A 24,658-nucleotide genomic window follows, 5' to 3' on the forward strand; every position below is an offset into this window, starting at 1 on the left:
ATGAAGACGATACAAGGACCTGCTATTTTTTTAGCACAGTTTGTTGGTGATGAAGCACCTTTTAATAGCTTCGATGCCATTTGTAGCTGGGTTGCCTCTTTGGGTTATAAAGGTGTGCAAGTGCCTACTTGGGATAAGCGTTTAATGGATCTTGAGCAAGCTGCAAACAGTCAAGAATACTGTGACGAACTGATTGCGATAGCTGCGAAACACGGCATAGTGATTTCGGAATTGTCTACGCATTTACAAGGTCAGCTGGTGGCAGTACATCCGGCCTATGACGAAGCGTTTGATGGCTTTGCTGATCCGAGCGTAAGAGGCAACCCCACCGCACGCCAAGCGTGGGCGGTGGAGCAACTTAAAATGGCCGCCAAGGCGTCCAAACGTCTTGGTCTGACGGCTCATGCAACTTTTTCTGGTGCTTTGGCGTGGCCTTATTTTTACCCATGGCCACAAAGACCAGCAGGCTTAGTAGAAGAGGCGTTTGCTGAACTGGGGCGGCGCTGGAAGCCAATTCTTGATGTGTTTGATGAGGCTGGTGTGGATCTTTGTTATGAAATCCATCCCGGTGAAGATCTTCATGATGGTGTGACTTTCGAGCGTTTTCTCGATGAAGTGGATCATCATCCTCGGGCCAATATTCTTTATGACCCTAGTCATTTTGTGTTGCAGCATTTGGATTATTTGGCCTTTATTGATCATTACCATAATCGAATTAAGATGTTCCATGTGAAAGATGCGGAGCTGAATTTGAGTGGCAAATGTGGCGTTTACGGTGGTTTCCAAAACTGGGTAGATCGTCCTGGACGTTTTCGTTCTATCGGTGATGGCCAGGTGGATTTCAAAGGTATTTTTTCTAAGCTCACCGCTTATGATTTTGCAGGCTGGGCGGTCTTGGAGTGGGAGTGTTGTTTAAAGCATTCTGAAGAGGGTGCCCGAGAAGGTGCGCAACACATTCAAGACTTTATTATCCGAGTAACCGATAAAGCCTTTGACGATTTTGCTGACAGTGGCATCGACGCGCAAGCGAACCGAAAAATGTTGGGGCTGGAGTGATTTTATGACTGAAGCAAGCAAACGTCGTTTACGTCTTGGCATGGTGGGTGGTGGAGAAGGCGCTTTTATTGGAGAAGTGCATCGCTTTGCAGCTCGACTGGATGATCACTACGAGTTGGTGGCAGGAGCTTTATCGAGCCAATCAGATAAAGCAGAGCGATCAGCGCAGGTACTTGGTCTTGCTCGATCTTATGTGGATTTCGAGCAAATGGCGCAGCAAGAAAGTGAGCGTAGCGATGGTATTGAAGTGGTGTCTATCGTGACACCTAACCATCTACATGCACCGATGGCGATGGCGTTTCTTAAAAGAGGTATTCATGTCATTTGCGATAAGCCACTGACGGCGACTCTTGAAGAGGCGGAAGCGCTATATCAAGCCGCTGAAACAAGCCAAGCGCAGTTTTTATTAACCCATAATTATTCAGCTTATCCCATGGTGCGCGAGGCGCGAGCCATGGTGAAAACAGGTAAGTTGGGCAATATACGTTCTATTCAAGTGGAATACGTACAAGACTGGCTGACGGAACCGTTAGAGAAAACCGGCAACAAACAAGCCACTTGGCGATCCGATCCCGCTCAATCCGGTATTGCTGGTTGTATGGGAGATATCGGCAGCCATGCTTATCAATTAGCGTGCTTTGTTGGTAATACTCAGGCGAAAGAAATCTTGGCGGATTTATCCAGCTGGGGGAAAGGGCGTCAGTTGGACGATGAAGCCAATATCTTGATGCGTTTTTGTAATGGAGCCAAAGGTCATTTGTGGGCGAGCCAAGTGGCGCCGGGCAACGAGAATGCCTTATCATTGCGGATTTATGGAGATAAAGCTGGTATTGAGTGGCATCAGGAATCGCCTAATGAGCTGACATATTCCGTGTTAGGAGAACCAAGCCAACGCCTCCGACGTGGTAATGGTTATCTAAGCGAAGCAGCCACATCGGTTTCTCGTATTCCTTCTGGTCATCCTGAGGGCTATTTAGAGGCGTTTGCGAATTTATACAGTGAGTTTGCTGAGCAGCTACTTACATCAACTCAGAGCCCTAATTTACCAACATTGGCAACGGGGTTACATGGAATGCGGTTTATTGCCGCGAGTGTGTATTCCAGTCAAAATAATTGCCTTTGGGTTCCATTGGACGATTAGTTGCTTTAAGAAGGCAAAGCGTAATATTGGAATCAGCCGCAATATCTATAAGCGGCTTTTTCTTGCTTGCTGTATACTCTCGGCTAAATTGCTAATTGAGTCACAGGAATAAATAGATATGGTCGGAACACAAGCTAATAACCCTTTGCATGGCGTTAAACTAGAGAAGGTTGTCACGGATCTGGTGGAGCATTACGGTTGGGAAGAGTTGGCTATTCGCATCAATATTAATTGTTTTAAAAGCGATCCATCGGTTAAGTCTAGTCTTAAGTTTTTGCGTAAAACGCCTTGGGCGAGAGACAAGGTTGAAGCGCTTTTTTTGGAAACCTTTAGCCGTTAACCGCAGACTCTATTTCGCCCCTCATGTTTTGCTTGATAGAGTTTTTGATCCGCAGCTCGAAGGAAGTCGGCAAATTCATGGTCGGAGTGAAGTGAACTCAAGCCTATGCTCACAGTCAGTTTGATGTCTTCCTTGTGGCTGTAGAATACGTTTTTCTCTATCGCTATGCGTATTTCTTCTGCCTTAGTGTAGGCTTCAATATTACTAATATCTTTATATAAAACAACAAACTCTTCACCACCTAGGCGATATATTTCTTTGCCTTGAACACACTCTTTCAACACATTCGCGACGTTAATAAGCACAGAGTCGCCAATATCATGCCCATATTTATCATTGATGTTTTTGAAGTGGTCAATATCAATAATAAGCATGTGTAGACAGTCGAAACTTTTATGGAAGGCTCTAAAATCCGCTTTAAGAGCGTGACGATTTTGCAAATCGGTTAGGTCGTCTTGTAATGCAAGAGAGTGTAGAAACTTACTTGTTTTTTGGTTCTGAACTTCGTAAATATGACACACAAGCCAAATAGAGCAATAGACAAGCGTGAAGTTAAACACAGTTCTAAACGGCATGAATAGATTTGTGTCGGTGCGAATAAATATCACCACCGCAGCCAATAAAACCACCACAGCGCTAAAAATAAAGCCTTTTTTTAAGCCAAATAGGCTGTAGTACCAGAAGGGTAAGGCGAGTCCCCAATAGGTTGCACCGGCTACGAGCTCCATTATTGCGATAGAAAGTAAAATGTTGAGAGTGAGTAATGAAAGCAAAGCGTAGCTGTGCCAAGGGCGGTATAGGCCTTTTGAAGAAGTATAAAAACAATAACCACTAAAAATAGCGACAATGAATTGTACGGCACCAATTCCCAGCTTTTGCATTGTAATCATGTTAAGTAGGAAATAGATGCTGTTCAATACACAAATTAGGATACTTAACCATTTGTGGAATGATGCCGGAGTCACTGCCGTTTGCGGGAGATGTCTTGTGGTCATCATTAATTAATTCGCTTAAGGATATGTGACAAAAAGTTGTATGCCAACATGATCGACTAAACCGCCTCGGTTACATGCATAGGTCCATAATGGACCAAATTACGGCCTTTATTTTTTGCGGAGTAGAGGTTTTTGTCTGCGTCTCGTAAAAATTCTCTGAAGGATTGGCCTTTTTGGAGTTGCGCTATACCAATACTGACGGTGATTTTAATGCTTTGTAGATGGGCTCGAAATACTGTTTTTTCGACTTCTTTGCGAATTTTTTCAGCAAAATCATAAGCCTGATTTTGTGTGTGGTTTTTTAAAGTAATCAGAAACTCTTCTCCGCCTATACGATAAACATGCTCATCATGCGTCAAATAGTGAAGTAGTTCAGTCATTTCAAGTAACACTGAATCACCAACATCGTGACCAAATTCATCATTTACGCTTTTAAAATAGTCAATATCAATGATCAATAAGCGAGCTTCTTCTGTTTCAACTTTTAAGAATGGATCAACCGGTGCATTATTGAAATTGTCAAAGAACAGCTTTAATGCATGACGGTTTTGCGCCCCCGTTAATGGGTCTTGGAAAGCCATTTTTTCGAGTAATAGACTGCTTTTTGCGTACTGGCTTTCGTATAAATAACAAATACCGTAGGACAAAAAATAGGCTAATACGAAATTAAGAATGGCCCGATAGGGGAGGAAGTTCTCGGTATCAGATTTAATGAATAAAATAGCAAGGGCAGGCAAGGACAAGATAATTGTATAGAAAAGACCAAGTTTAGGACCTGCTAATAAACAATATAAAGGCGGTAGAATAAGAAGCCAATAGATAGAACCAGCTCTTAGATCTGCAAAATAAAAGGAAGATAAAACAACGGCAGTCATTGAAAAAGCCAACATATAATGATGCCATTCATGCGTTTTTTCTAATAAAGCCTTTCTAAAGGAGTATAGATTCAGCAGGCCAAAGACGGCATCAATAACCCCGATAGTTACTTGGTTTAACATAACGACATTAATGAAGCAGAAAAAAATCATAATGGCACCGGTGGCAAGGCTAAGCCACTTATGCAGTATGTCTCTTGTTTCTAATAATAAGGAGTTGGTCTGAGTTATCATGTTTTACTTTTTGTATATAAAATAATCAGTAAGGATTCTTAAGGCGACATATTCTCTCTTAAAAATATAGATGAGTTTTATCTATTTAAGTAACAATTTGTTACCGATGGCGGTGAAGTCATCTGCAGCATTGATTAATGACTGCGCGGTTAAGGATTCAACACCGTAGACTTCTACCCTGGTTTGGTATTTTTCCCTGAGTGTTTTTGCCAAAATATCGAAGTCGCCATCGCCAGAAAGCAGAACAAGGACATCGCTGTCTTTGCCATGTTCTATGCCATCAATGGCAATGCCCACATCCCAATCTCCTTTTGCCGAACCATCCGAGCGCTGAATAAAAGGCTTTAATTTCACCTCAAAGCCAATCGCACGTAAAATGTTTTGAAACTGACGCTGTTTTTCATCGCCTCGGTCTATAGCGTAAGCGATAGCCTTGACTACCTTGCGACCTTCTGTGGCCTGTTGCCAAAAAGTGTTGTAGTCGAAAGAGCGTCCAAATGCTTGTCTCGAGGTGTAATAGACATTTTGAACATCGACTAAAATCGTCACGTTTGTCATGGTATTCCTTGGCAGTATGGGTGAAAACAGAACGGGAAAAGACCACGTTACAAGTATTCGTAGCGAAAAGAAATCATAAAGCTGATAAGAAGGGGGCGATAATTTTCAAACTATCCCCATTATGCTTACTAGACAAAATTTTATTGAATAACGGAGTGTTTGAATATGTCCGGATTTGAGCCTGATAATCGCTTTAAACCGCTAACACCAAGAGAGGAAAATGCTAAAAGTAATGTAGTGATCGCTTATATTTTTATGTTGCTGGGCATATTTACTGGTGTGTTTTGGTTTATCGGTGCGATTTGGGCCATGGTGAAAGCGGACGAAGCTCGCGGCACGCTTTTTGAAGATCACTACGCTAATATCATTGGTACTTTTTGGTGGGGAATTTTCTGGAGTGTCGTGGGGGTGATTTTAGCGTTCTTCTTTATTGGTTATATTGTGTTGCTTGGTGTCTGGATTTGGTCAATTTTCAGAATGGTGAAAGGCATCGCCAGAGCGACCTCTAACCAGTCTTATCGCGAAATGTTTAATCCTTTTTAAACGCCTTATGTTCTTACAGCCCATTTGTTCATGCACCTGGGCTGTAAATAAGCGTTCTACTTGTTTGATAGTTCCATCTTACTGTCTTTATAAAGCGTACCTTCGTTTGCCAGTAGTGCGAGCTCTTTTAGGCTAATCGCTGATGAAGGCGACAGCGTTAGATTTAGCTTTTCTGGTTGCTTTAAAAACGTCAGTAACGTCTCGGCAATCTGCTCTGCTTCTTTTGAGTTAGCTGGTGCAAGACCTAATGCTTGGCTCATATATTTCAGCCCGTTTAACTGGTTTTCATTTGAGTCGCGTGAGATCGCTGACTTAGGGACCAGATGAGCAATCAATCCTGACTCTTCGTATTCCACTTTTAAAGAATGCACTTCGATGGCATCACCATAAATGATAGGGAGAGCTTCTGGCTGACCTAATGCAAAAGAAGCAATTACATCGGAACGCAGATTATCCATCGCAATGGTTTTATCTAATACACTTATATCTGACGCCCAAGCTAGCTTGCCAATATCTTTAATGTCTAGCGCGAAGCTTGATGACACTTTGTTACCCTCCACCTTGGAAGTAAAAGAGCCTTTACCCAGTAAGGTTTCGATTCCAGCAGCACGCATTAGGTTTCTTGTATCACGGGATAGACTGTCTATTGGACTTTCTTGAATCCAAAAATCCACATCTAGGTCGGGGTATTTGATTGGGTAGCTGTTCAATGAGATTCTGGCAAATCTTAGCCATGGAGAATACTCATTACCAAAACTGACATTTTCTAGCGATGGGGTGAGGGTGAAGGGATCAAGGTGAACACTTTCATAGTGAACAAAAGGAGCGAGGCCAGATAGCTCTAGTTGTTCTTGAATCTTTTGCTCTGCGTAATCCCCGCCAAAGCGCTGTACTAAGTAAATGAGCAAAACAGCGAAACAAGAGAGTAAAATAAAGTAGGTTACTGCTTTGCCAAGGCCGTTCTTAAGTTTGCTTCCGATATTATTCAATTTCTCATCCTAGATTTTCAACTTGTGTCTGTGTTGGAATAAAACATGCAAGTATTATTGAGCAATGTTGTCGCTATTAAAGAACGACAAACCTAGAACATTATCTAATAAAGGACAATCGAATGCAGTTTAAAAAAAGTGTCTTATTGGCAGTATTAGCAACAACGACGTTATCAGTGCCATCTTGGGGTGCAGAGACTGTCGACTTGCTAATCAAAGACGCTACCGTTTTGACCATGGATAAAAGCAAAACACTTTATCAAAATGGTGTGATCGCAATTAAAGGCAACAAAATACTAGCAGTGGGTGAAGCGTCATTAGCGGACCAATTTGACGCAGAAAAAGTGTTGGATGTGGATGGGGATATCGTTATGCCAGGTTTAATCAACACCCACACACATGTATCTATGAGCGTTTTACGTTCTTTGGCAGATGATGTGCCAGATCGTTTACATCGTTATATTTTCCCTCTTGAAAACAAGCTTATCACCCGCGATATGGTGCGTATCGGTGCTAATCTTGGTAACGTTGAGATGCTACGTGGTGGTGTGACGACTTACGCTGATATGTATTACTTTGAAGATGAAGTGGCGAAAACGGTCGATAAAATTGGCATGCGAGCAGTGCTTGGTGAAACTGTCATTAAGTTTCCTGTAGCCGATGCGAAAAATGCCGAAGAAGGTATTAACTATGCGTTAAAATTCATTGAAGAATACAAAGATCACCCACGTATTACGCCAGCGTTTGCACCTCATGCGCCTTATACCAACACGACAGAAGTATTGCAGCGAGTGTCGGATTTATCCAAAGAGAAAAGTGTTCCTGTTTTGATTCATTTGGCTGAATCTCACACAGAGCAGGAAAAAATTGCAGCGCGTGCAGATGGTAAAAGCCCAGTGCAGTACATGCATGATATTGGTGCTTTGAATGAGCATTTAGTTGGCGCTCATATGATCCTAGTAGACGACCATGATATTGAGCTTGTTAAAAAAAGTGGTATGGGCGTGGCGCATAACATGAGCGCGAATATTAAATCGGCGAAAGGTGTTTCTCCAGCCTTGAAAATGTATGACGAAGGTGTACGCATTGGTTTAGGTACAGATGGCCCAATGTCCGGTAATAACCTAAGTACGATTGCGGAGTTTGGTCAGGTCGCTAAAGTTCATAAGTTAGTAAACCAAGATCGTGCTGCTATGCCGCCGATTAAAGTCATTGATATGGCAACAATGGGCTCTGCAAAAGCATTGCATATGGAAGATCGCGTTGGTTCATTGGAAGTTGGAAAACTAGCGGACATTATTGTTGTCGACACCAAAGCGCCACATATGGTGCCAATGTATAACCCATATTCTGCCTTGGTTTACTCGGCCTATCCTAGCGATGTTCGACACAGCATAGTCGATGGAAAAATCCTCATGGAAGACAAAAAAATTCTCACCGTAGATGAAGCGGCTATCTTGAAAGAGGCTCAAGACTATACTCAAACCGTACGAGATACAGTGATAGCGAATGGTGAAGAAGTTCTATAAGCCATTTTTGAGATTTTTCTGATTTGATAAAAACCTCTTTTTACCTCAAAAGTAGAAAGAGGTTTTTTATTTTGGTTTCTTTTATCCAATCGCTACGAGTGTGCTGGGATATTGATGAAAAATGCGTACCATAGAGAGGATTGACTAGTATTCACAAGGAGTGCGTTATTTCATCTTTGATTCCCTCGCAAGAGGACTTATGGTTTTTGCCTTTAGGTGGCACCGGCGAGATTGGCATGAACATGAACCTTTATGGTCACGATGGCCAATGGTTGATGGTCGATTGCGGTGTTTCCTTCAATGAGCCATTAACGCCTGATGATTTGCGTACGTCCGAAATAGTATGTGCCGATCCACGGTTTATCAGCGAGCAAAAAGAGCGTTTAGCAGGCATCGTTATTACACATGCCCATGAAGACCATGTGGGCGCTTTGCCTTTTTTGTGGCGGCGTTTCAAATGCCCTGTTTACACCACGGCATTTACCGCCGAAGTGCTGCGCCGTAAGTTGGTTCAAGTGGGCTTAACTGATCAAGTACCGATTATCGAAGTGAAAGAAAATGAAACCAAAAAAATTGGCGTGTTTAATGTCAAATGGTTGGCATTAACACATTCTGTGCCTGAACCTTATGCCATGACCATCGACACACCTGCAGGAAAAATCTTTCATACAGGTGATTGGAAAATTGATAAGACTCCGATTCTTGGTGACGGTTTTTCTCCCTCCGGCTTTAAAGCCCTAGCCAAAGAAAATATTCTTGCCATGGTATGTGATTCCACGAATGCGCTGAAGGGTGGTTTTTCGCCGTCAGAAAGCGATTGCTATCATGGCTTATTAAAAACCATCGAGGCAGAAAAGAACCGTGTCGTGGTGGGGTGTTTCAGCAGTAATGTCGCGCGCTTAGTCGCATTAGGGCAAGTGGCAAAAGAGACGGGTCGATACCTTGCCTTGATTGGAAGGTCGCTGATAAATATGGTCAGTGCTGCTCGAGTAACTGGACATTGGCCAGATGATTTACCGATTATCGATGCCGCGCATCTTGGTTATTTGCCAAGAGAAGAAGTACTGGCGGTAGTGACTGGAAGCCAAGGGGAGCCAAGAGCGACCTTGAATCGACTCGCTGCCGATAATTGTTTTGATCTAAGTCTTGAAGCCGACGATCTAGTGATTTTCAGTTCCATGCGTATTCCGGGCAATGAGCTAGCCATAGACAGATTAGCCGAACAATTTAAAGGTCGGAAAATCCGCACTTTGCAAGCTCATGAAACTGACTTAACCATTCATGTGAGTGGTCATCCTTGCCGTGAAGAGCTCAAACAGCTTTATACTTGGGTACAACCACAATTGGCTATTCCGGTTCATGGCGAGCCGCAACATTTGGATGCTCACGCTGAAGTGGCGAAACTCAGTCATGTGCCAGATCAATTAATTGGTCGAAATGGCGACTTATACCAGCTAGCGCCGAACGTGAGCATTCGACGTCAGCAAGTAAAAGTGGGGCGGATTGCGCTGCTTAGGTAAAGACAGTTAATAAAGTATATTCGTTCTAAAAAGTTGGAGCGAAGACACTTTTCGCTGGCTTGCCGGGGATTTCCTTGGCGAGTCTAGGCACTAAGTAGCCGGGAAGCTCTGCGGCGACTTGTCCCATCAAGCGCTGTGCGTCTTCGATAGCAATATCAAAATGCGCCGCGCCTTCTACTGGATCTAAGGTGAACATGTAGTATGGCAAAATGCCGGCATCAAACACCGCCTCGCTCAAGTTGACTTGGGCTTCTACAGAGTCGTTGACGCCTTTTAGTAAAACACCTTGGTTTAGCAGGGTGACTCCGGCTCTTTTTAGCTTATAAGCCGCCTGCGCAAGCTCTTCGTCCATTTCATTGGCATGATTAATATGCCACACCATCACGATGTCGAGACGACTCGACTTGATCCACGCCAGCATGTCGTCGCAAACGCGATCTGGAATCACCACAGGCAATCGTGAGTGAATGCGTAGACGTTTTATTTGCGGCAAGGCATCAAGTTTACGGACTTTATCAGCGAGCAAGCTATCTTTCATCATCAAAGGGTCGCCGCCACTCAAGATTACTTCGTTAACTTCTGGATGATCGTGCAAATAATCAATCACTGACTGCCATTCAGCTTGTGCCAGTTGATTGTCACCATAAGGAAAATGACGACGGAAGCAGTAACGACAATTTACCGCGCAGGTACCAGTGGTAATGACGAGCAATCGTCGTTTGTATTTATGCACGATGGCTTTTTGTGGATTGTGGTCGGCTTCTTCTAGTGGGTCTTTTGTGTAACCTGCGACTTTCTGCATTTCTGAGATGCTGGGTAAGACTTGCAACAGCAGCGGATCGTTTGGATTGCCATATTCAATGCGAGACAAATAAGGCCGAGGTACCAATAATTTGAAGCTGTCATGTGCTTCTTTGCCTTGTTGAGCTAGGCTTTTCGGTAGGCCTAAATGCTCAATCAATTCCGGCAATGAGGTTAGGGCCTTTGACAGGTGCTGCGACCAGCTTAAATTGTTCTTAGTTTGAATAGGGATCACGTCAAATATCTGCAAAATTGTGTTCATTTAGGTTATGATTGCGCCAACTTATTTGGGCCGATTCGGCCAATGGCTCTTCGAGATCTTTGCAAACGCTCTTTTTATTTGCCTATTTAGCGGTCCTAAATGGCATAAAAAGAAGTTCGCAGAGATCTTGAGACTGACATGATACGCCAGTCAGAGCCTTTTCTCTAAAAATATACTGTGAGGATGTATGGCTAATATTTCTACCAGCGATATGCGCAACGGCGCGAAAGTAATGGTTGACGGTGATCCATGTGCGATTATCGATAACGAACACGTTAAACCAGGTAAAGGCCAAGCCTTTAACCGCTTGAAGTTGCGTAACTTACGCTCTGGTCGAGTTTGGGAACGTACTTTTAAATCAGGTGATACGCTTGAATCTGCTGATGTGATGGACACCGATATGGAGTATTTGTACACCGACGGTGAGTTCTGGCACTTCATGGCAGTAGACGGTTCTTTTGAACAACATGCTGCTGATGAAACCGCAGTTGGCGACACAGTAAAATGGTTAAAAGAGCAAGAGAAATACGTTGTTACTCTTTATAACGGTGCTCCATTGGCTGTTGCTGCACCTAACTTCATTGAACTTGAAGTGAAAGACACTGATCCAGGTGTAAAAGGCGATACGGCTAACGGCGGTTCTAAACCTGCGTACTTGGTAACAGGTGCTATGGTTCGTGTTCCTCTGTTCATCAACATTGGCGAAGTTCTACGTGTTGATACTCGTACTGGCGAATACGTTTCTCGCGCAACAGGTAAATAATTCCTAGCTTAGCGTGATGAATGAAAAAAAGCCCCGATAGGAAACTATCGGGGCTTTTTTTGTCTATAAACGGCTGTTTTTTCATCAAACGGCATTCTGTTTAAATTCTACTCGTGCGGCACGAATGGCATCATGATTGGCGTCAGCCCACTTGGTTAATTGTTGTAATGGCTCAAGCAGCGAGTGACCAAGAGCAGTTAATTTGTATTCCACACTTGGTGGCACCGTTGGGTAAACATGGCGACTGATAAAACCATCATGCTGTAAATCTCGTAATGTTTGGGTCAGCATGCGTTGTGAAATATCGGGAACTGCGCGACGTAATGCGCTAAATCGGTGGGCTTCGCTTGCTAGCGTCAGAAGTAGCAACATACTCCATTTGCCTCCAATCCTATCTAACACGTCGCGAATTGGACAAGCTTCAAATGCTTTTGTGTTCTGTTTATTATGCAGTGGCGTTATTGACTCAGGGTTTGTTTGATCTGAATTGTCCATTAGGTAGTTACCTCTATGTTACTTACTACTTAAAAACTGCCTTATTTACAATGGCTCATTAGTCTCTAATATATATCTAGTATTTTAAATAGACTAATAAAGAGTAACGATTTTATGCAGGAGATAACCTTATGAAAAGAGTCTTTTTGGCGGCTTTCCTGGCTGCTGTGACAAATATTCCAGTGTACGCTGAACAATCTGCCGCCATTTCCCCTGCTACTCCTGTCGTGGCTAGAGCCGATGCGGATGCTTTGTTTGTCAGTGATGACCCAAAACTGCATGCGAATAAACAGGTAGTTTATAATATTCTGAAAGTGTTATTAGAAGCGAATCAGTGGGATAGGGCGTCAGAATTTATTGCCAAAGATTATATTCAACATAACCCAAATGCGGCGAATGGGCGTGATGCCGTTGTGTATTTTTTCACTGAAATACTCAAAACTAAGCCTAAGCCCGTTGCAGATAAGTTGAATTGGCCAGTAGCAGAAGTGATGGCTGAAGGTGATCTAGTTACCGTGATCACACCTCGTAAGGTAAAAACTGAAAAGGGTACTTACACCACCGCTTGGTTTGATACTTGGCGTATAAAAGATGGCAAAGCGATGGAGCATTGGGATTCTTCATTGATGAATGAAAACCCAGACTTGAGTCCATAACCCCAGGTAGTCCTATTCGCATTTCCCTTTTTCTTGATCTGATTTTCATAACGTATAAAAAGCCTCGATACCTTTCAGTATCGAGGCTTTTTACATTGCTTTTAGAAAGGGTAACTATTTAGCTGAAAGCGCTTTATCAACAGAGTAAGAGCCTGCGCCGCTGAATACCAAAGAAACAGCAACAACCAAAAGCGTTAGAGCGTATTCGTAGCCGTTGTTTGCCATGAATAAACCGTTTGAAATATGCACAGCTATGATTGCCATTAGCATAGTGAAGGCAATCACCGCAGAGGCTGGGCGAACTAATAAACCGATTACTAGCGCAGCACCACCAAAGAATTCTGCACTGCCAGCCAAAAGCGCCATCAAATAACCAGGCTCAAGACCAAGAGACGCCATGAACTGACCTGTCCCTTCAAGACCGTAACCGCCAAACATAGCGAACAGCTTTTGTGCGCCATGAGCCATTAGAATGAGACCGACTGGAATACGCAAAATTGTGCTAGCAATACCAGATGTCGTGTTTGTGATGTTTTGAATGAAAGATGCCATTTTTTACTTACCTTACTGTTAGGGGGAGGTTCTATTTAAGTGATAGGTACTATATATAAAAAAAAGAAATAGAGTAACGGAGTTTTTTGAGGTAAATGATCAATAAAATTGAACATTGCCTGAAACACCCACTTGAAAGTGGTTTTATTGGGAAATCTCCCTATTTGGTTTAGTTATAAGCAAAAAAGTAGCAGAATTTTTTATCATGAGAGTGGTAGCGTGTTGTTATTACTATTAATAACAACAAGCAGAATAAACATGTCTAAAGCATTAATCGGAAAAGTCGCCGTTGTCACCGGTGGCGCATCAGGAATTGGGTTGGCAAGTGTTGAAGGCATGATAGCCGAAGGGGCTAGAGTCGTCATCGTTGACCGCGACGAAAAGGCACTTCAAGCGTTGCAGGACAAGCATGGCGATTCAGTCATGACCCTTGCGGTAGATTTGCTGGACCCTGTGGCTTGTTCCGCCATGGTTCCACGGATTTTAGAAAAAGCCGAAGTGATCGATATTTTTCACGCGAATGCAGGCTTGTATGTGGGCGGTGATCTAGTGGATGCCGATAACGACGCCATAGATCGAATGTTGAATCTGAATATCAACGTGGTCATTAAAAACGTACGTGATGTTTTGCCGCATATGATTGAACGAGGCGTGGGTGATATTTTAATCACCAGTTCGTTAGCGGGACACTTCCCGACGCCTTGGGAGCCGGTTTACGCTTCGTCAAAGTGGGCGATGAATTGTTTTGTTCAAACCGTTCGTAGACAAGTCAGCAAGCATGGCATTCGTGTTGGTTCTGTATCGCCAGGTCCAGTGATTACCTCTTTATTATCTGATTGGCCCGCTGACAAACTGGCAGAAGCCAAGGAGAAAGGCAGCTTGATGGAAGCCAGCGATGTGGCTGACGCTCTCATCTTCATGCTAACGCGCCCTCGTCACGTGACGATTCGAGATGTGGTGATGTTGCCGTCGCAGTTTGACCTATAGCTAGAAGCCTTTGCACGACTACTTGGTTCGTGCAAAGTTTTTTCTATATGAGAGCCGTTATAGCTTAACGATCAACTTGCCAGTATTTTTACCTTCAAACAATAAGTTAATACCGCTGGTTGCACTTTCGATACCTTCAATGACGTGGGCACGATATTTCAACTCGCCTTTTCCTAGCATGGCGCCTAGCGCCTGACCGTACTCTTGAATACGATGGAAATGATCTGGCATGGTGAAGCCTTGGATGGTTAAGCGACGTTTGATGATACCAACCCAGCTTGGCCCCGGTGCTGGCTCGGCTTTTTGGTAGTCAGCGATGAGACCACAAACAGAGATACGACCATGAGGATTCATGCGTTCAAAGATCGGGCCTTGTGCCACGCCGCCCGTATTTTCAAAGAAAAGATCGATGCCGTTCGGTGTGGCATTTGTCAATTGCTCAACAAAGTCTGCGTCTTTGTAATTAATCGCGTGATCGAAGCCCAACTCTTTGGTAAGCCATTGGCATTTTTCATCCGAACCTGCGACACCAATCACGGTTAAACCAAGATTTTTAGCCATTTGACCAACAAGTGAGCCGACAGAACCCGCTGCGGCAGTGACGATAAGTGTTTGACCTGCTTCGGGTTTAAGTACTTCAAACACACCGTGATAAGCGGTAATGCCAGGCAAGGCAATCACAGAAAGAATCGCTTCAGCGGGTAATTCTTTTGGGATCACATTCAAGCCATTACCATCACTGATCGCATACTCAGTTAGACCCATAAGCCCCATAACGCGAGTGCCGACAGGGAATTTCTCATTGTTGGATTCAACCACTTCACCAATGCCACTGGCGCGCATAGTGTCGCCTAGTTTTACTGGCGGAATGTAGCTGTTTTCGTCAGGGCTCATCCAACCTCGCATGGCAGGGTCTAAAGACAAGTGAGAGAGTTTTACCAGTACCTCACCTCCTGCTGGCGTGGGAATATCTTGGCTCACAATATTGAAGGCATCTTCGGTGATTTCTAGAGTGGGGCGTTTAACCAATTTTACAGAGCGATAAGACATAGCAAATATTCCTCTTTATGTTTCTCTTAAAACTTACCTACAGAGTTTGGGGCGCTTTTATTGATCTAAAGGTTAGGATTAAAGGAGTAAAGGTGCAAACGCTCCAATCTAGTTACGCCTCTGCCTTCATCAAATCATTGATTATCTTGCACAAGCTGATCAATTGTTGATAAGTACTGTATTTATCCCCAGTATTTTCTAGCGGCCAACCGCAGTTAATGCGGAAGCAATCGTGATAGAAGTCGTGGGTGCTGAAACAAGCGCCGCTGCGGATGTCGATGCCTTGTTTATTGGCTTCTTTTTCAAGCTGTACCGCATTTAAACTGGGGATTTGCACCCAAAGCACAATCCCACCTTGTGGCGCACTGATTTTCGCTGTGGCGGGTAAGTGTTCGATCAAAAATTGTTGATAACGATGGATGTGTTGATTCAATACCGTACGTATTTTATTCACATGAGAGCGATATTCCCCCGTGTTAATAAACTCTGCCATGCAAGACTGTATAAGTCCGTTTACCCCAAAGCTGGTTAAGGCATGTTGGTTCAGATAAGACGTTAAATATCTACCAGGAACACACCAGCCAAGTCGCAGTCCTGCAGCTAATGTTTTTGAAAAAGAGCCACACCAAATCACGTAACCCTCTTTGTCCCAATATTTGGCTGGCAGTGCTTGTTGTTTCTGGTGACCTAATTCGAAATAGACGTCGTCTTCTATCATGGGAATTTGGTATTGAGCTGCGAGTTTGGCGAGAGCTTGTTTTTGCTCAATTGGCAATGTCATTCCTGTTGGGTTCATATTTGATGTGCTAAACAGTGACGCTTTAATTAGGCCTTGTTGCAATAAGGTCTCCAGATGGCCTAAATCCAAGCCTTGATCGCTGATAGGAATTTCAATCACTTTACGAGATAGGGCGCTGAGTAGATCGAGCAAACCACTGAAGCAAGGGGAGCTAATCGCAATGGTGTCGCCTTCTTTGGTCACGCTTTCTATCGCTAGTCTTACTGCATCGATACAGCCATTGCTGATAACAAAGTCGGCTGCTGAAAAGGCTAGGTTATAGTGGCGTAGATGTTCCGCAAGTGCTTTTCTAAGGCCTTGATCACCTTGTGTTTCAGGGTATTGAAATAGGTGTTTTTCTGCTCGTTGAGTGACGCGCTTAATGCTGCGTTGTAGGGCATTACTTGGTTGTAATTCTGGCGCAATCATTGAGGTGCCAAGCGGACTAAAAAGCGCCGAGGCAGGGTTATAGCCATTTAATGGCGCGAAGCGTTTTGGATCTCGTTGTTCAATACTTTTGATGTCTAGGCTTGGGAAGGCCGTACTTTCGAGTTGATTAGCTACAAAATAACCGGATTGCGGTTGGGCATAAATCCAACCTGTTTGCTGCAGGTAATCGTAGGTTTTGGTTGCCGTGGTCATGCTGACTTGATGTTGCTTCGCCATGGTCCGTAACGCTGGCAAACGGCTTTCCGCAGGCAGTCTTTGCGCTTGAATGTCGTCGATATAATGCTGAGCAAGTGTCTCGTAAAGCGCCATAACCTCTCCAAAAATATTTCTTTTCTCTAAATTGTACTCTTATTTTTATTAAAAATTGAATCTGTGTTCTTTTTTGTTTTTTAGTGATACTGGGGGCCAATGTTGAGTCAGTGTGGCGCTTCCTCTCGAAACTAACGCCTACCTCAGGAATCACCACACTGTCTCAACAATCGAGTTCGTTGTGGTACTGAAAAGCCATGTTTCTTTTTGAAACTAGCGTCTACCTCATCGAAACACCGCGTGTAATTGAGCGCCTTCGTTATTGTTTACAACAGATTTTATTTACTAGGAACGAATAATGAAACTACGAGACTTTGGGTTGTTGTTTGCCTTGATGGCGTTATGGGGATTGAACTTCAGTGTGATCAAGCTGGGTGTGAACAGTGTTCATCCTTTAGTGCTTACCGCGTTGCGTTTTAGCTTTGCGGTGTTTCCTTTGATCTTTTTTGTTAAGAAACCGGACGTGCCATGGCGTTATTTGATCGCTTACGGTTTGTCTTTTGGTGTCGGCGTGTGGGGGTTAACAACGTTATCGATTGGCGCGGGTGTCTCGGCGGGCATGGCGTCTTTGTTATTGGATATGAGTATTGTCAGTAGCTTGCTGGTGGGTTGGTTATGTTTAAACGAAACCATTACTCGTAACAAATTACTCGGCGCTGGATTGGCGCTAATTGGCTTAGCTTTGATTATGCAGGCTGAAGGCGGTTCGGTGACTGGCAAAGGCTTGGTACTGGTATTAATGGCCTCTGTATTTTGGAGTATTAATGGCTTGATTGTAAAACGCGCGAATACCAAAGCGATTTTTGCTTTTAATATCTGGGGAATGCTGTTTGCACCTTTGCCTTTGTTGTTACTAGCGGTTATGTTTGAAGGGACAAAAGTTGTTACAGCGTTGCCTAGTCAATTTACTCAATGGACGTTATTTTCGGTTCTTTTTCAAGCTTATCCGACGACATTATTGGGTTACTGGTTTTGGAATAAGATGATCATGAAATACTCAGTTTCGAGTGTTGCTCCAATGACCTTGTTGGTGCCTGTGTTTGGTATTTTAGGCGGTTATTGGTTCTACAATGAACCAATTGAAATGAATCAGATAATCGCAGCAATCTTGATTTTGCTGGGGTTATTTTTCGGGCAAATGGCAGTGCCAAAATTGAGTTTCTTTAAGAGAGTGAGAGAGGTTTAGCGATGCAAGAAATCCACTATGTCTTGATATTAATTGGTGCTTTTGTTGTTATGGCAAGCCCTGGGCCTGCGACCTTAGCTATTGCATCGACGTCAATGAATCAGGGGCGCGTGCAAGGTTTGGCGTTGGCATCTGGAATATCAACAGGTTCACTATTTTGGTCTTGTTCGGCGGCCTTTGGTTTAGGCGCTGTGCTGTATGCGAATGTCTGGCTATTCGAAAGCTTACGTTATGTTGGTGCGGCATATTTATTATTTTTGGCTTACAAATCTTGTCGTTCAGCGATGGCTAACAAATCGGATGCGAGCAAAATGTTGGCTACGTCAGAGACTCAACAAACATCTTTACGCTCAGCTTATCTTCGTGGTTTGGCTATCCATTTAACCAATCCTAAAGCGATTTTGTTTATAGGATCGTTATTTGCCATGGGGATGCCGAGTTCGGTTTCTACACAAGGTTTGTTGTCTGTGATTGCCTTATTAACGATTCAAAGCGCCTGCATAAATTTGGGCTACGCTGTGTTGTTTTCCAACACACGGATTCGCCAAGGCTATTTCAAAATGAAACGCGGCTTTGATGCTGCCTTCGCGCTGATGTTTGGCGCAGCAGGTGTTAAAATACTGTTGAGTAAATTGGCTCCCTAGGTTTTTATGATTGATCTAATACCGTGCTGATGCGCTGGATTAATCTTCTTACCTCTGGCAAATAGCGGTCTTCGTGATGGGTCACCAACCATTGGTCGTGGCCTAATTCCTCAATAATATTTCCTACGCGCTGTAATTGTGGCTGGGCGTCACCAATAAACGTCGGAAGCAGCGCGATGCCTTTGTTTTCAAGCGCTAAATCAAGACTGTTCCTTGGACTGTTTACTTCGCAAGCAATATCATTGCTACTGATATTGTTGTGAACCCAACGCGCTGACGGTGTATCAGCCATTACCTTTATATAAAAGTCTGGCGCACTTTTTGTTGCATAAGGCGCGAACTCAACTCGAGCTAATTTGCGGCACACCAGAGAGTCTTCTTTTGGTCGTTGATTGCGAATCCCTATCACTATCTCGCGGTGCGATATGTCGAGTACTTTTTCGGCAGAAACAAAACGTAGCAGTATGTCTGGCGGTGACCCCACGAGCATGTCTAAATTCTTAATTAACGAAAGTGTCGTCCAAGTACCCGCAGATATTTTAACCAAGGGGCGAGCGCTTTGATTGGCTGGCGTTGTTTGGCGGTGAATCTGATGCTCAACCAAAGTTAGCTCGTCTAATAAAGCTTTGCCTTCTGGTGTTAATTCATAGCCACGATCATGTCTAATGAACAATTCACGTTCCATGCTTCGCTCTAGCTCATACATTCTTCTGCCCAATGTTGCTGGGCTCCGCTGAGTCGATTTCGCCGCAGCAGTCAGGCCACCTTCACGTGCCACAGCAAGGAAGAGTTTCAGGTCATTCCAATCGAGACTCTTTTTATTTACCTTTTCATTCATGAAAAGTCCTTTTCTTTCTGTTTTGTTGATGAAAAGAAAATATCTCGTACCCTATGAAGTCGTCAATAGTTATTGAGTTATATGTCTGATTAGGGGAGCGAAGATGGACGATGATATTTATCAAAAACAGAAAGAGACCAAGTACCACGGCATTGCTAATGTGCCGTTTCCTCACGCTTCACTGTCACTAAAGCAGAGAGAGGAGCAAGCTTATTATGAAGCCAATAGCGGTGGTGATGGCCGGTTAATTTTATGTCTAGCGAAGAGTTATAAAGCCGCCTTAAAGATGGCAACTAATGTATTGAAGGGGAAATAAGCCCATTTTTCACGCTGTATTTGCTATCATGCACTTTATTTTTCAGAGTGCTTTTCTATGTACGATGCTTCTTTGTGGCAACCCAGTGCTGATCTTTCTATTTTGCAAAAGCGCGCACAGTTACTGAAAGCCACTCGTGCTTTTTTTGATGCCCGTGAAGTGATGGAGGTGGACACACAGTGTCTGTCTCTGGGTAGTATTACAGATCCACATATTGAAGTATTAACCAGTCAGACGCGTTCTCAAGCTGAAGACCTGACGTATTACCTTCAAACCTCGCCAGAGTTCGCTATGAAGCGTTTATTGTGTGCTGGTTCTGGTTCTATTTATCAGTTGGGGAAAGTATTCCGCGCTGAGGAAATCGGCCGTCGTCATAGTATCGAATTTACTATGTTGGAATGGTATCGAGTGGGTTTTGATCATTGGCAATTGATGGATGAGATTCAACAGTTGCTGTCGGTATTGTTAAATGACGAGACTTTGACGTGTGAGCGGCTGAGTTATCAAATAGCGTTTTTGCGCCACACCGAGCTTGACCCTTTCACCGCTACATTGCTTGAGTTACAACAATGTGCCCATGAGCACACAGAATATGGTTTGCAGGAAGAGGATAGAGACACTTTACTGGAGTTGCTTTTTTCTAGCGTCGTAGAGCCTGCCATTGGTAAATCTGTCCCTTACTTTATTCATAGTTATCCCGCCTCGCAAGCGGCACTTGCCAAGACTCATTTTGATGAAAAAGGTCAATTAGTCGCTGCGCGTTTTGAATTGTATTGGCAAGGCATGGAACTGGCCAATGGCTACCATGAATTGACGGACGCCAAGGAGCAGGCGAGACGTTTTGCCGAAGACAAAGAAACACGTGTACAAATGCGTTTAGCTGATCGTCAGTTTGATGAGCGACTCATTACGGCCTTAGAACACGGCTTGCCAGATTGCGCTGGTGTGGCGTTAGGAGTGGATCGTTTGTTGATGTTACTGTGTCATAAATCTCATATCGAAGAGGTGTTGCCATTTGCTCATTCTAGAGCGTAAGCCTTGTTGTCTAAGGTGACATTTTGTCCTCTTTCGCTGAAATAAATGTGGCGATAAAAACAATAAAATATTTTTAGGTGAGAGCATTGAAAGGAAAGTTCGGTTTTAACATGCGGTGGTTTTTTTCATCGAAGCAATTATTTTGGCTTTATTTAATGGCCTTTTTAGTGGTGATTTTGCTGATTTGGAAAGGGGGGGAAGCGCTAAAAAACCAGCAAATTAAAACTCTGCGCATCGATTCTTTTGAGCAGTTAAATCAGCTTGCTAGCGTATTAGAAAGCGCCATTGCGAAGTACCAACACATGCCAACATTATTGGCATCGAATGACCGAGTGAAAAAAGCCCTGCGGGATGGCTTTGAATCGGACATTAATCAGCTCAATCGTGAGCTTGAACAGATTAACCGCATTACTGAAGCCTCAGACAGTTACATACTGGATACTAATGGTCTAACCATTGCCGCATCAAACTATCGAGAATCAGCGAGCTTCGTTGGTCGTAACTTTGCATTTCGCCCTTACTTCAAAGATGCCATTCAAGGCAAACCTGGGCGCTATTATGCGCTGGGTACAACATCAAATCGGCGTGGTTATTACTTTTCGTATCCTGTCTATGAAGGCGATTCGATTATTGGCATTGCTGTTGTTAAAGTGGATTTGACTCAATTCGAAAAACGCTTTGCCAATCAGCATTATGAATTTCTACTACTTGACCCTGATGGTATTGTTTTTAGTAGCTCGCGACCTAACTGGTTGTACCGGGTGTTGGGCGAGTTGTCACATACTGAGTTACAACGTATTGCTGATTCCCAGCGTTATTACGGTAAATCTATTGAGAAACTGGCGATTGTTTATCAAAAGCGCTTTGATGAAAAATCACAAATTGTCGATGTGTTAGAAAATACTGTTATTGATGGTAAAGAAGAATTGCAGCGCCTGTCATTTTTGAGAATGAGTCGCCCGATTCGTCTATTAGGTTTTCAAATATCGATTCTTGCGCCGTTAAAGATCATCAATGAAGAAATCTCGTTATGGCGCACCATTTTTGCCGGTGGAGTGACCATTACGGCTTTGTTATTAGGTTTGGCTATGTTGCGTCGACGTATGTTGCGAGAACGTTCTGATGCCAATGAAATGACGCGCCACAACCAAGCCTACATTCGGGAGGTGATTCAAAATACGCAAGCTGGCTTAGTGACGTTGGACGAACACCACAAAATAGAATCTTTTAACCCCGCGGTTGAGAAGCTGCTTGGTCAACCATTATCCCCTTTAGTGGGGCAGCCACTCGGAGTGTTATTTCAACCTGATGAGGAAGGTGTTTCCGATTTATCGGCTAACGATAACTTTTTAGAAGCAACTAATGATTTAGGCATTGAAGTTCTGACTCGAGAAGGGCGTTTGTGTTATGCCGATCAAACGGTCCCAGTGGAAATGACCCTTTGTAAGATGCAGCTTCCCAATCGTTTGAGTTATTTGGTGACCTTTCATGACATGACGGAACGCAAACGCTATGAACAAGATATTACCCAAGCACGTATCGAGCTTGAAGAGCGAGTCAAAGAGAGAACCTTTGAATTAGAAGGCGCCAATACTCGATTGCGTCATGAAATAGAAGAGCACAAGGGAACGCAACGGGAGTTGATTCAAACCGCGAAGTTGGCGGTATTAGGGCAATTAAGTGCAGGGTTAAATCATGAATTGAACCAGCCACTGACCGCCATTCGTGCTTTTGCGGGTAATGGCTTGAAGTTTTTGGATCGTGGTCAATATGAACAGGCCCATACCAACTTACAGCATATTAGCCAGCTAGGTCATCACATGGGCGACATTATTGCTCGCTTTAAAGTGTTTGCTCGAAAAGGGGATGTACAGTATGGACCAATTGCCGTGCAAACCGCGATTATGGGCGCGCTAAAAATTATGAGCCCACGTTATAAAGAAGTGGGAATAGAGCTCGTGGTGACCGAAGACCAAGGCTTCATCGTAAACGGCGATATGGTGTTTTTGGAGCAAGTTCTGGTGAATTTATTGGCTAACGCTGCAGATGCTATTTTAGAGGCGCCAGACCATCATCGGCGAGTTTGTATCGAGCAAACCTCGACGGACAACCAGGTGGTTATTTGTGTCCAAGATTCAGGAAACGGACTGAGTGATGACGCCATTCGACATCTTTTCGAACCATTTTTCACGTCCAAATCATCAGGCTTAGGATTAGGATTAGGTTTGTCGATTAGCCAGCGTATTGTCGAGGCCATGGGTGGGCAAATTAGCGCGCAAAATCGAGACTCTGGCGGTGCTGAGTTTTGTGTTAGGCTACCTCGTTACAACCAGCAATCATCTCAATCTCCTTCTAAAGATCCTCAAGAGGAAAGCTAATGCCGGACAGCAAGCAAGTAATACTAATTGACGACGAACAAGCGGTTCGCATGGCGATTTCTCAGACATTACAGCTTGAAGATTTTGATGTCGTTGAGTTTGCATCTGCGCAAGGCGTGATTGAACAACTGTCATTAGATTGGTCTGGTGTGATTGTCAGCGATATTAATTTGCCCGGTAAAAGCGGTTTAGAATTATTTGAAGATGTTAAAAAAATAGACGCGGAAATTCCTTTTATTCTGATCACTGGGCATGGTGATATTAGCATGGCTGTGAGCGCCATTCGCGATGGCGCCTATGACTTTATAGAGAAGCCATTTTCGAATGAAGATTTTCTAGAAGTGGTACGTCGTGCCTCAGAAAAGCGACAGCTTACTTTAGAGAACCGTAATTTACGTTTGGAATTGGCGGCGCAAAATGCCCCTGGACCACGGATTATCGGTAATACGCCTGGCATCCATCGTCTGCGTCAGGCACTGTTGCATGTGGCTGACACTGGTGCGGATATTCTTATCCAAGGGGAAACGGGTACGGGCAAAGAGTTGGTAGCGCGTTATATTCATGAACACAGCTCTCGCCGAGGCCATGCTTTTGTGGCAATTAACTGCGGCGCTGTACCAGATTCTATAATGGAGTCTGAATTATTTGGTCATGAAAAAGGCGCGTTTACGGATGCCAAGACGCAACGTATTGGTAAGCTGGAACACGCTAACGGCGGCACGCTTTTTTTAGATGAAATTGAAAGCATGCCGATGTCGATGCAAATCCGCTTGCTGCGAGTGTTAGAAGAACGTCGCCTAGAGCGTTTAGGCTCTAATACGGCGATAGATTTAGATTTGCGTATTTTGGCCGCGACCAAGGTTGATCTCAAACAGCTCAGCGAAGGCGGTACTTTCCGCGAAGATTTGTATTACCGACTTAACGTGGTGCGTGTGGATATTCCGCCATTGCGTGAGCGAAAAGATGACATTTCCCTATTGTGGCAACACTTTTGTTTGGTGGCGATTGCCCAGTACAAACGTGAGTCAGAGGCACTTTCAGCAGCAAGAATGCACAGCTTGCTGAGCTACGATTGGCCAGGGAACGTGCGAGAGCTGCGTAACCTTGCCGAGCGCTATGTACTGATGGGCGAAGCCGGCTCGTTTGAGTTCGATCAGATTATTATCAATGAAAATAACCCTGGCGTGATGACGCTCCCAGAGCAGCTGGAACGATTTGAAAAAACCTTGTTAGAGCAAGAATTGTTACGCCAAAAGGGTTCCATCAAAGGGACGATGGATGCACTTGGTTTACCGCGCAAAACGCTTTACGACAAGATGCGTAAGTACGATCTTGATAAAGATATTTATAAGCAATAATTTTCTGTATCACGAATAAG

General features: G+C 43.9%; 25 protein-coding genes. 15 read left to right on the forward strand and 10 right to left on the reverse strand.

From position 1 onward, the window contains the following. From KDW99_RS04130 to KDW99_RS04140, 3 genes are all read left to right on the forward strand, one after another. Entirely contained in the window at nt 1-1,056 is a 1,056-nt protein-coding gene (locus KDW99_RS04130) for a sugar phosphate isomerase/epimerase family protein (protein ID WP_255828043.1), read from the forward strand. Between the two features lie 4 nt (nt 1,057-1,060). After that, complete coding sequence (locus KDW99_RS04135) at nt 1,061-2,197, forward strand: Gfo/Idh/MocA family protein (RefSeq protein WP_205113525.1); 1,137 nt, start codon at nt 1,061-1,063, stop codon at nt 2,195-2,197. Between the two features lie 118 nt (nt 2,198-2,315). Continuing rightward, nucleotides 2,316-2,537: a VF530 family DNA-binding protein gene (locus KDW99_RS04140; protein WP_110575768.1), complete on the forward strand. Its 222-nt coding sequence runs from the start codon at nt 2,316-2,318 to the stop codon at nt 2,535-2,537. Here KDW99_RS04140 and KDW99_RS04145 read toward each other — a convergent pair. The 3 genes from KDW99_RS04145 to KDW99_RS04155 form a co-directional block, all read right to left on the reverse strand. Beyond that, nucleotides 2,534-3,535 carry a GGDEF domain-containing protein gene (locus KDW99_RS04145; protein WP_255828044.1) on the reverse strand — a complete coding sequence of 334 codons (1,002 nt, stop codon included), beginning with the start codon at nt 3,533-3,535 and terminating at the stop codon, nt 2,534-2,536. The genes KDW99_RS04140 and KDW99_RS04145 overlap by 4 nt on opposite strands. Before the next feature lie 53 nt (nt 3,536-3,588). Continuing rightward, nucleotides 3,589-4,641 (reverse strand): GGDEF domain-containing protein, encoded by a 1,053-nt coding sequence (locus KDW99_RS04150; RefSeq protein ID WP_370646881.1) that lies wholly within the window; start codon nt 4,639-4,641, stop codon nt 3,589-3,591. Between the two features lie 81 nt (nt 4,642-4,722). Then, nucleotides 4,723-5,199 carry a LabA-like NYN domain-containing protein gene (locus KDW99_RS04155; protein ID WP_255828046.1) on the reverse strand — a complete coding sequence of 159 codons (477 nt, stop codon included), beginning with the start codon at nt 5,197-5,199 and terminating at the stop codon, nt 4,723-4,725. Nucleotides 5,200-5,364: 165 nt separating this feature from the next. Here KDW99_RS04155 and KDW99_RS04160 point away from each other — a divergent pair, with 165 nt between their 5' ends. Then, the gene (locus KDW99_RS04160) at nt 5,365-5,742 is read left to right on the forward strand and encodes a DUF4870 family protein (RefSeq protein WP_255828047.1); all 378 of its coding nucleotides are present in this window, start codon (nt 5,365-5,367) and stop codon (nt 5,740-5,742) included. 56 nt (nt 5,743-5,798) lie between these two features. Here the strand turns inward: KDW99_RS04160 and KDW99_RS04165 are convergent, their stop codons facing one another. Continuing rightward, the gene (locus tag KDW99_RS04165) at nt 5,799-6,731 is read right to left on the reverse strand and encodes a hypothetical protein (protein ID WP_255828048.1); all 933 of its coding nucleotides are present in this window, start codon (nt 6,729-6,731) and stop codon (nt 5,799-5,801) included. A 122-nt stretch (nt 6,732-6,853) separates the two neighbouring features. Between KDW99_RS04165 and KDW99_RS04170 the strand changes: the two genes are divergently transcribed. Together KDW99_RS04170 and KDW99_RS04175 are read left to right on the forward strand one after the other, a co-directional pair. Next, on the forward strand, nt 6,854-8,260 hold the full coding sequence (locus KDW99_RS04170) for an amidohydrolase (protein ID WP_255828049.1): 1,407 nt from the start codon (nt 6,854-6,856) through the stop codon (nt 8,258-8,260). Between the two features lie 236 nt (nt 8,261-8,496). Then, the gene (locus KDW99_RS04175; RefSeq protein ID WP_255828050.1) at nt 8,497-9,780 is read left to right on the forward strand and encodes a ribonuclease J; all 1,284 of its coding nucleotides are present in this window, start codon (nt 8,497-8,499) and stop codon (nt 9,778-9,780) included. A gap of 25 nt (nt 9,781-9,805) precedes the next feature. Here KDW99_RS04175 and epmB read toward each other — a convergent pair whose 3' ends face one another. Next, nucleotides 9,806-10,843, reverse strand: a complete 1,038-nt coding sequence (gene epmB, locus KDW99_RS04180) for an EF-P beta-lysylation protein EpmB (RefSeq protein WP_255828051.1) — start codon at nt 10,841-10,843, stop codon at nt 9,806-9,808. 187 nt (nt 10,844-11,030) lie between these two features. On the opposite strand from epmB, the gene efp reads away from it, so the two are divergent. Next, nucleotides 11,031-11,606, forward strand: a complete 576-nt coding sequence (efp, locus tag KDW99_RS04185) for an elongation factor P (protein WP_255828052.1) — start codon at nt 11,031-11,033, stop codon at nt 11,604-11,606. 84 nt (nt 11,607-11,690) lie between these two features. Here the strand turns inward: efp and KDW99_RS04190 are convergent, their stop codons facing one another. Further along, nucleotides 11,691-12,101, reverse strand: coding sequence for a winged helix-turn-helix transcriptional regulator (locus tag KDW99_RS04190; RefSeq protein ID WP_212917759.1), 411 nt, complete (start codon nt 12,099-12,101; stop codon nt 11,691-11,693). Nucleotides 12,102-12,232: 131 nt separating this feature from the next. Here KDW99_RS04190 and KDW99_RS04195 point away from each other — a divergent pair, with 131 nt between their 5' ends. Next, nucleotides 12,233-12,757 carry a nuclear transport factor 2 family protein gene (locus KDW99_RS04195; protein WP_255828053.1) on the forward strand — a complete coding sequence of 175 codons (525 nt, stop codon included), beginning with the start codon at nt 12,233-12,235 and terminating at the stop codon, nt 12,755-12,757. A gap of 114 nt (nt 12,758-12,871) precedes the next feature. Here KDW99_RS04195 and KDW99_RS04200 read toward each other — a convergent pair whose 3' ends face one another. Continuing rightward, complete coding sequence (locus tag KDW99_RS04200) at nt 12,872-13,309, reverse strand: DoxX family protein (RefSeq protein WP_255828054.1); 438 nt, start codon at nt 13,307-13,309, stop codon at nt 12,872-12,874. 258 nt (nt 13,310-13,567) lie between these two features. Here KDW99_RS04200 and KDW99_RS04205 point away from each other — a divergent pair, with 258 nt between their 5' ends. After that, nucleotides 13,568-14,296, forward strand: a complete 729-nt coding sequence (locus tag KDW99_RS04205; RefSeq protein ID WP_255828055.1) for an SDR family oxidoreductase — start codon at nt 13,568-13,570, stop codon at nt 14,294-14,296. Between the two features lie 57 nt (nt 14,297-14,353). Here the strand turns inward: KDW99_RS04205 and KDW99_RS04210 are convergent, their stop codons facing one another. Then, nucleotides 14,354-15,346, reverse strand: a complete 993-nt coding sequence (locus tag KDW99_RS04210) for an NADP-dependent oxidoreductase (RefSeq protein ID WP_255828056.1) — start codon at nt 15,344-15,346, stop codon at nt 14,354-14,356. Between the two features lie 112 nt (nt 15,347-15,458). Beyond that, entirely contained in the window at nt 15,459-16,883 is a 1,425-nt protein-coding gene (locus KDW99_RS04215) for an aminotransferase-like domain-containing protein (RefSeq protein WP_255828057.1), read from the reverse strand. 298 nt (nt 16,884-17,181) lie between these two features. On the opposite strand from KDW99_RS04215, the gene KDW99_RS04220 reads away from it, so the two are divergent. After that, nucleotides 17,182-18,069, forward strand: a complete 888-nt coding sequence (locus KDW99_RS04220; protein ID WP_255828058.1) for an EamA family transporter — start codon at nt 17,182-17,184, stop codon at nt 18,067-18,069. 2 nt (nt 18,070-18,071) lie between these two features. Continuing rightward, nucleotides 18,072-18,713: a LysE family translocator gene (locus tag KDW99_RS04225; protein ID WP_255828059.1), complete on the forward strand. Its 642-nt coding sequence runs from the start codon at nt 18,072-18,074 to the stop codon at nt 18,711-18,713. 4 nt (nt 18,714-18,717) lie between these two features. Here the strand turns inward: KDW99_RS04225 and KDW99_RS04230 are convergent, their stop codons facing one another. Continuing rightward, complete coding sequence (locus KDW99_RS04230; protein WP_255828060.1) at nt 18,718-19,551, reverse strand: LysR family transcriptional regulator; 834 nt, start codon at nt 19,549-19,551, stop codon at nt 18,718-18,720. A gap of 103 nt (nt 19,552-19,654) precedes the next feature. Here KDW99_RS04230 and KDW99_RS04235 point away from each other — a divergent pair, with 103 nt between their 5' ends. The 4 genes from KDW99_RS04235 to KDW99_RS04250 all read left to right on the forward strand — a co-directional run bounded on the left by KDW99_RS04235 (nt 19,655) and on the right by KDW99_RS04250 (nt 24,638). Further along, nucleotides 19,655-19,867, forward strand: a complete 213-nt coding sequence (locus KDW99_RS04235) for a hypothetical protein (protein ID WP_255828061.1) — start codon at nt 19,655-19,657, stop codon at nt 19,865-19,867. Nucleotides 19,868-19,924: 57 nt separating this feature from the next. Beyond that, entirely contained in the window at nt 19,925-20,902 is a 978-nt protein-coding gene (epmA, locus tag KDW99_RS04240) for an EF-P lysine aminoacylase EpmA (protein WP_255828062.1), read from the forward strand. 155 nt (nt 20,903-21,057) lie between these two features. Then, the gene (locus tag KDW99_RS04245) at nt 21,058-23,280 is read left to right on the forward strand and encodes an ATP-binding protein (RefSeq protein WP_255828063.1); all 2,223 of its coding nucleotides are present in this window, start codon (nt 21,058-21,060) and stop codon (nt 23,278-23,280) included. Beyond that, the gene (locus KDW99_RS04250) at nt 23,280-24,638 is read left to right on the forward strand and encodes a sigma-54-dependent transcriptional regulator (RefSeq protein WP_255828064.1); all 1,359 of its coding nucleotides are present in this window, start codon (nt 23,280-23,282) and stop codon (nt 24,636-24,638) included. Before KDW99_RS04245 ends, KDW99_RS04250 begins: the two co-directional genes overlap by 1 nt. Nucleotides 24,639-24,658: the final 20 nt, after the last annotated feature.

It is taken from the genome of Marinomonas rhizomae, assembly GCF_024397855.1.
Classification (GTDB): Bacteria; Pseudomonadota; Gammaproteobacteria; order Pseudomonadales; family Marinomonadaceae; genus Marinomonas; species Marinomonas rhizomae_A.

Bases quoted from the DNA above. Each gene is read 5' to 3' on its own strand.
- KDW99_RS04250 (WP_255828064.1), top strand. From the start codon at position 23,280: ATGCCGGACAGCAAGCAAGTAATACTAATTGACGACGAACAAGCGGTT.
- epmB (WP_255828051.1), bottom strand. From the start codon at position 10,843: ATGAACACAATTTTGCAGATATTTGACGTGATCCCTATTCAAACTAAG.
- KDW99_RS04245 (WP_255828063.1), top strand. From the start codon at position 21,058: ATGGCCTTTTTAGTGGTGATTTTGCTGATTTGGAAAGGGGGGGAAGCG.
- KDW99_RS04235 (WP_255828061.1), top strand. From the start codon at position 19,655: ATGGACGATGATATTTATCAAAAACAGAAAGAGACCAAGTACCACGGC.
- KDW99_RS04225 (WP_255828059.1), top strand. From the start codon at position 18,072: ATGCAAGAAATCCACTATGTCTTGATATTAATTGGTGCTTTTGTTGTT.
- KDW99_RS04130 (WP_255828043.1), top strand. From the start codon at position 1: ATGAAGACGATACAAGGACCTGCTATTTTTTTAGCACAGTTTGTTGGT.
- KDW99_RS04195 (WP_255828053.1), top strand. From the start codon at position 12,233: ATGAAAAGAGTCTTTTTGGCGGCTTTCCTGGCTGCTGTGACAAATATT.
- KDW99_RS04135 (WP_205113525.1), top strand. From the start codon at position 1,061: ATGACTGAAGCAAGCAAACGTCGTTTACGTCTTGGCATGGTGGGTGGT.
- KDW99_RS04215 (WP_255828057.1), bottom strand. From the start codon at position 16,883: ATGGCGCTTTACGAGACACTTGCTCAGCATTATATCGACGACATTCAA.
- KDW99_RS04200 (WP_255828054.1), bottom strand. From the start codon at position 13,309: ATGGCATCTTTCATTCAAAACATCACAAACACGACATCTGGTATTGCT.
- efp (WP_255828052.1), top strand. From the start codon at position 11,031: ATGGCTAATATTTCTACCAGCGATATGCGCAACGGCGCGAAAGTAATG.
- KDW99_RS04140 (WP_110575768.1), top strand. From the start codon at position 2,316: ATGGTCGGAACACAAGCTAATAACCCTTTGCATGGCGTTAAACTAGAG.
- KDW99_RS04170 (WP_255828049.1), top strand. From the start codon at position 6,854: ATGCAGTTTAAAAAAAGTGTCTTATTGGCAGTATTAGCAACAACGACG.
- KDW99_RS04210 (WP_255828056.1), bottom strand. From the start codon at position 15,346: ATGTCTTATCGCTCTGTAAAATTGGTTAAACGCCCCACTCTAGAAATC.
- KDW99_RS04175 (WP_255828050.1), top strand. From the start codon at position 8,497: ATGAACATGAACCTTTATGGTCACGATGGCCAATGGTTGATGGTCGAT.
- KDW99_RS04230 (WP_255828060.1), bottom strand. From the start codon at position 19,551: ATGAATGAAAAGGTAAATAAAAAGAGTCTCGATTGGAATGACCTGAAA.
- KDW99_RS04155 (WP_255828046.1), bottom strand. From the start codon at position 5,199: ATGACAAACGTGACGATTTTAGTCGATGTTCAAAATGTCTATTACACC.
- KDW99_RS04145 (WP_255828044.1), bottom strand. From the start codon at position 3,535: ATGATGACCACAAGACATCTCCCGCAAACGGCAGTGACTCCGGCATCA.
- epmA (WP_255828062.1), top strand. From the start codon at position 19,925: ATGTACGATGCTTCTTTGTGGCAACCCAGTGCTGATCTTTCTATTTTG.
- KDW99_RS04190 (WP_212917759.1), bottom strand. From the start codon at position 12,101: ATGGACAATTCAGATCAAACAAACCCTGAGTCAATAACGCCACTGCAT.
- KDW99_RS04205 (WP_255828055.1), top strand. From the start codon at position 13,568: ATGTCTAAAGCATTAATCGGAAAAGTCGCCGTTGTCACCGGTGGCGCA.
- KDW99_RS04160 (WP_255828047.1), top strand. From the start codon at position 5,365: ATGTCCGGATTTGAGCCTGATAATCGCTTTAAACCGCTAACACCAAGA.
- KDW99_RS04150 (WP_370646881.1), bottom strand. From the start codon at position 4,641: ATGATAACTCAGACCAACTCCTTATTATTAGAAACAAGAGACATACTG.
- KDW99_RS04220 (WP_255828058.1), top strand. From the start codon at position 17,182: ATGAAACTACGAGACTTTGGGTTGTTGTTTGCCTTGATGGCGTTATGG.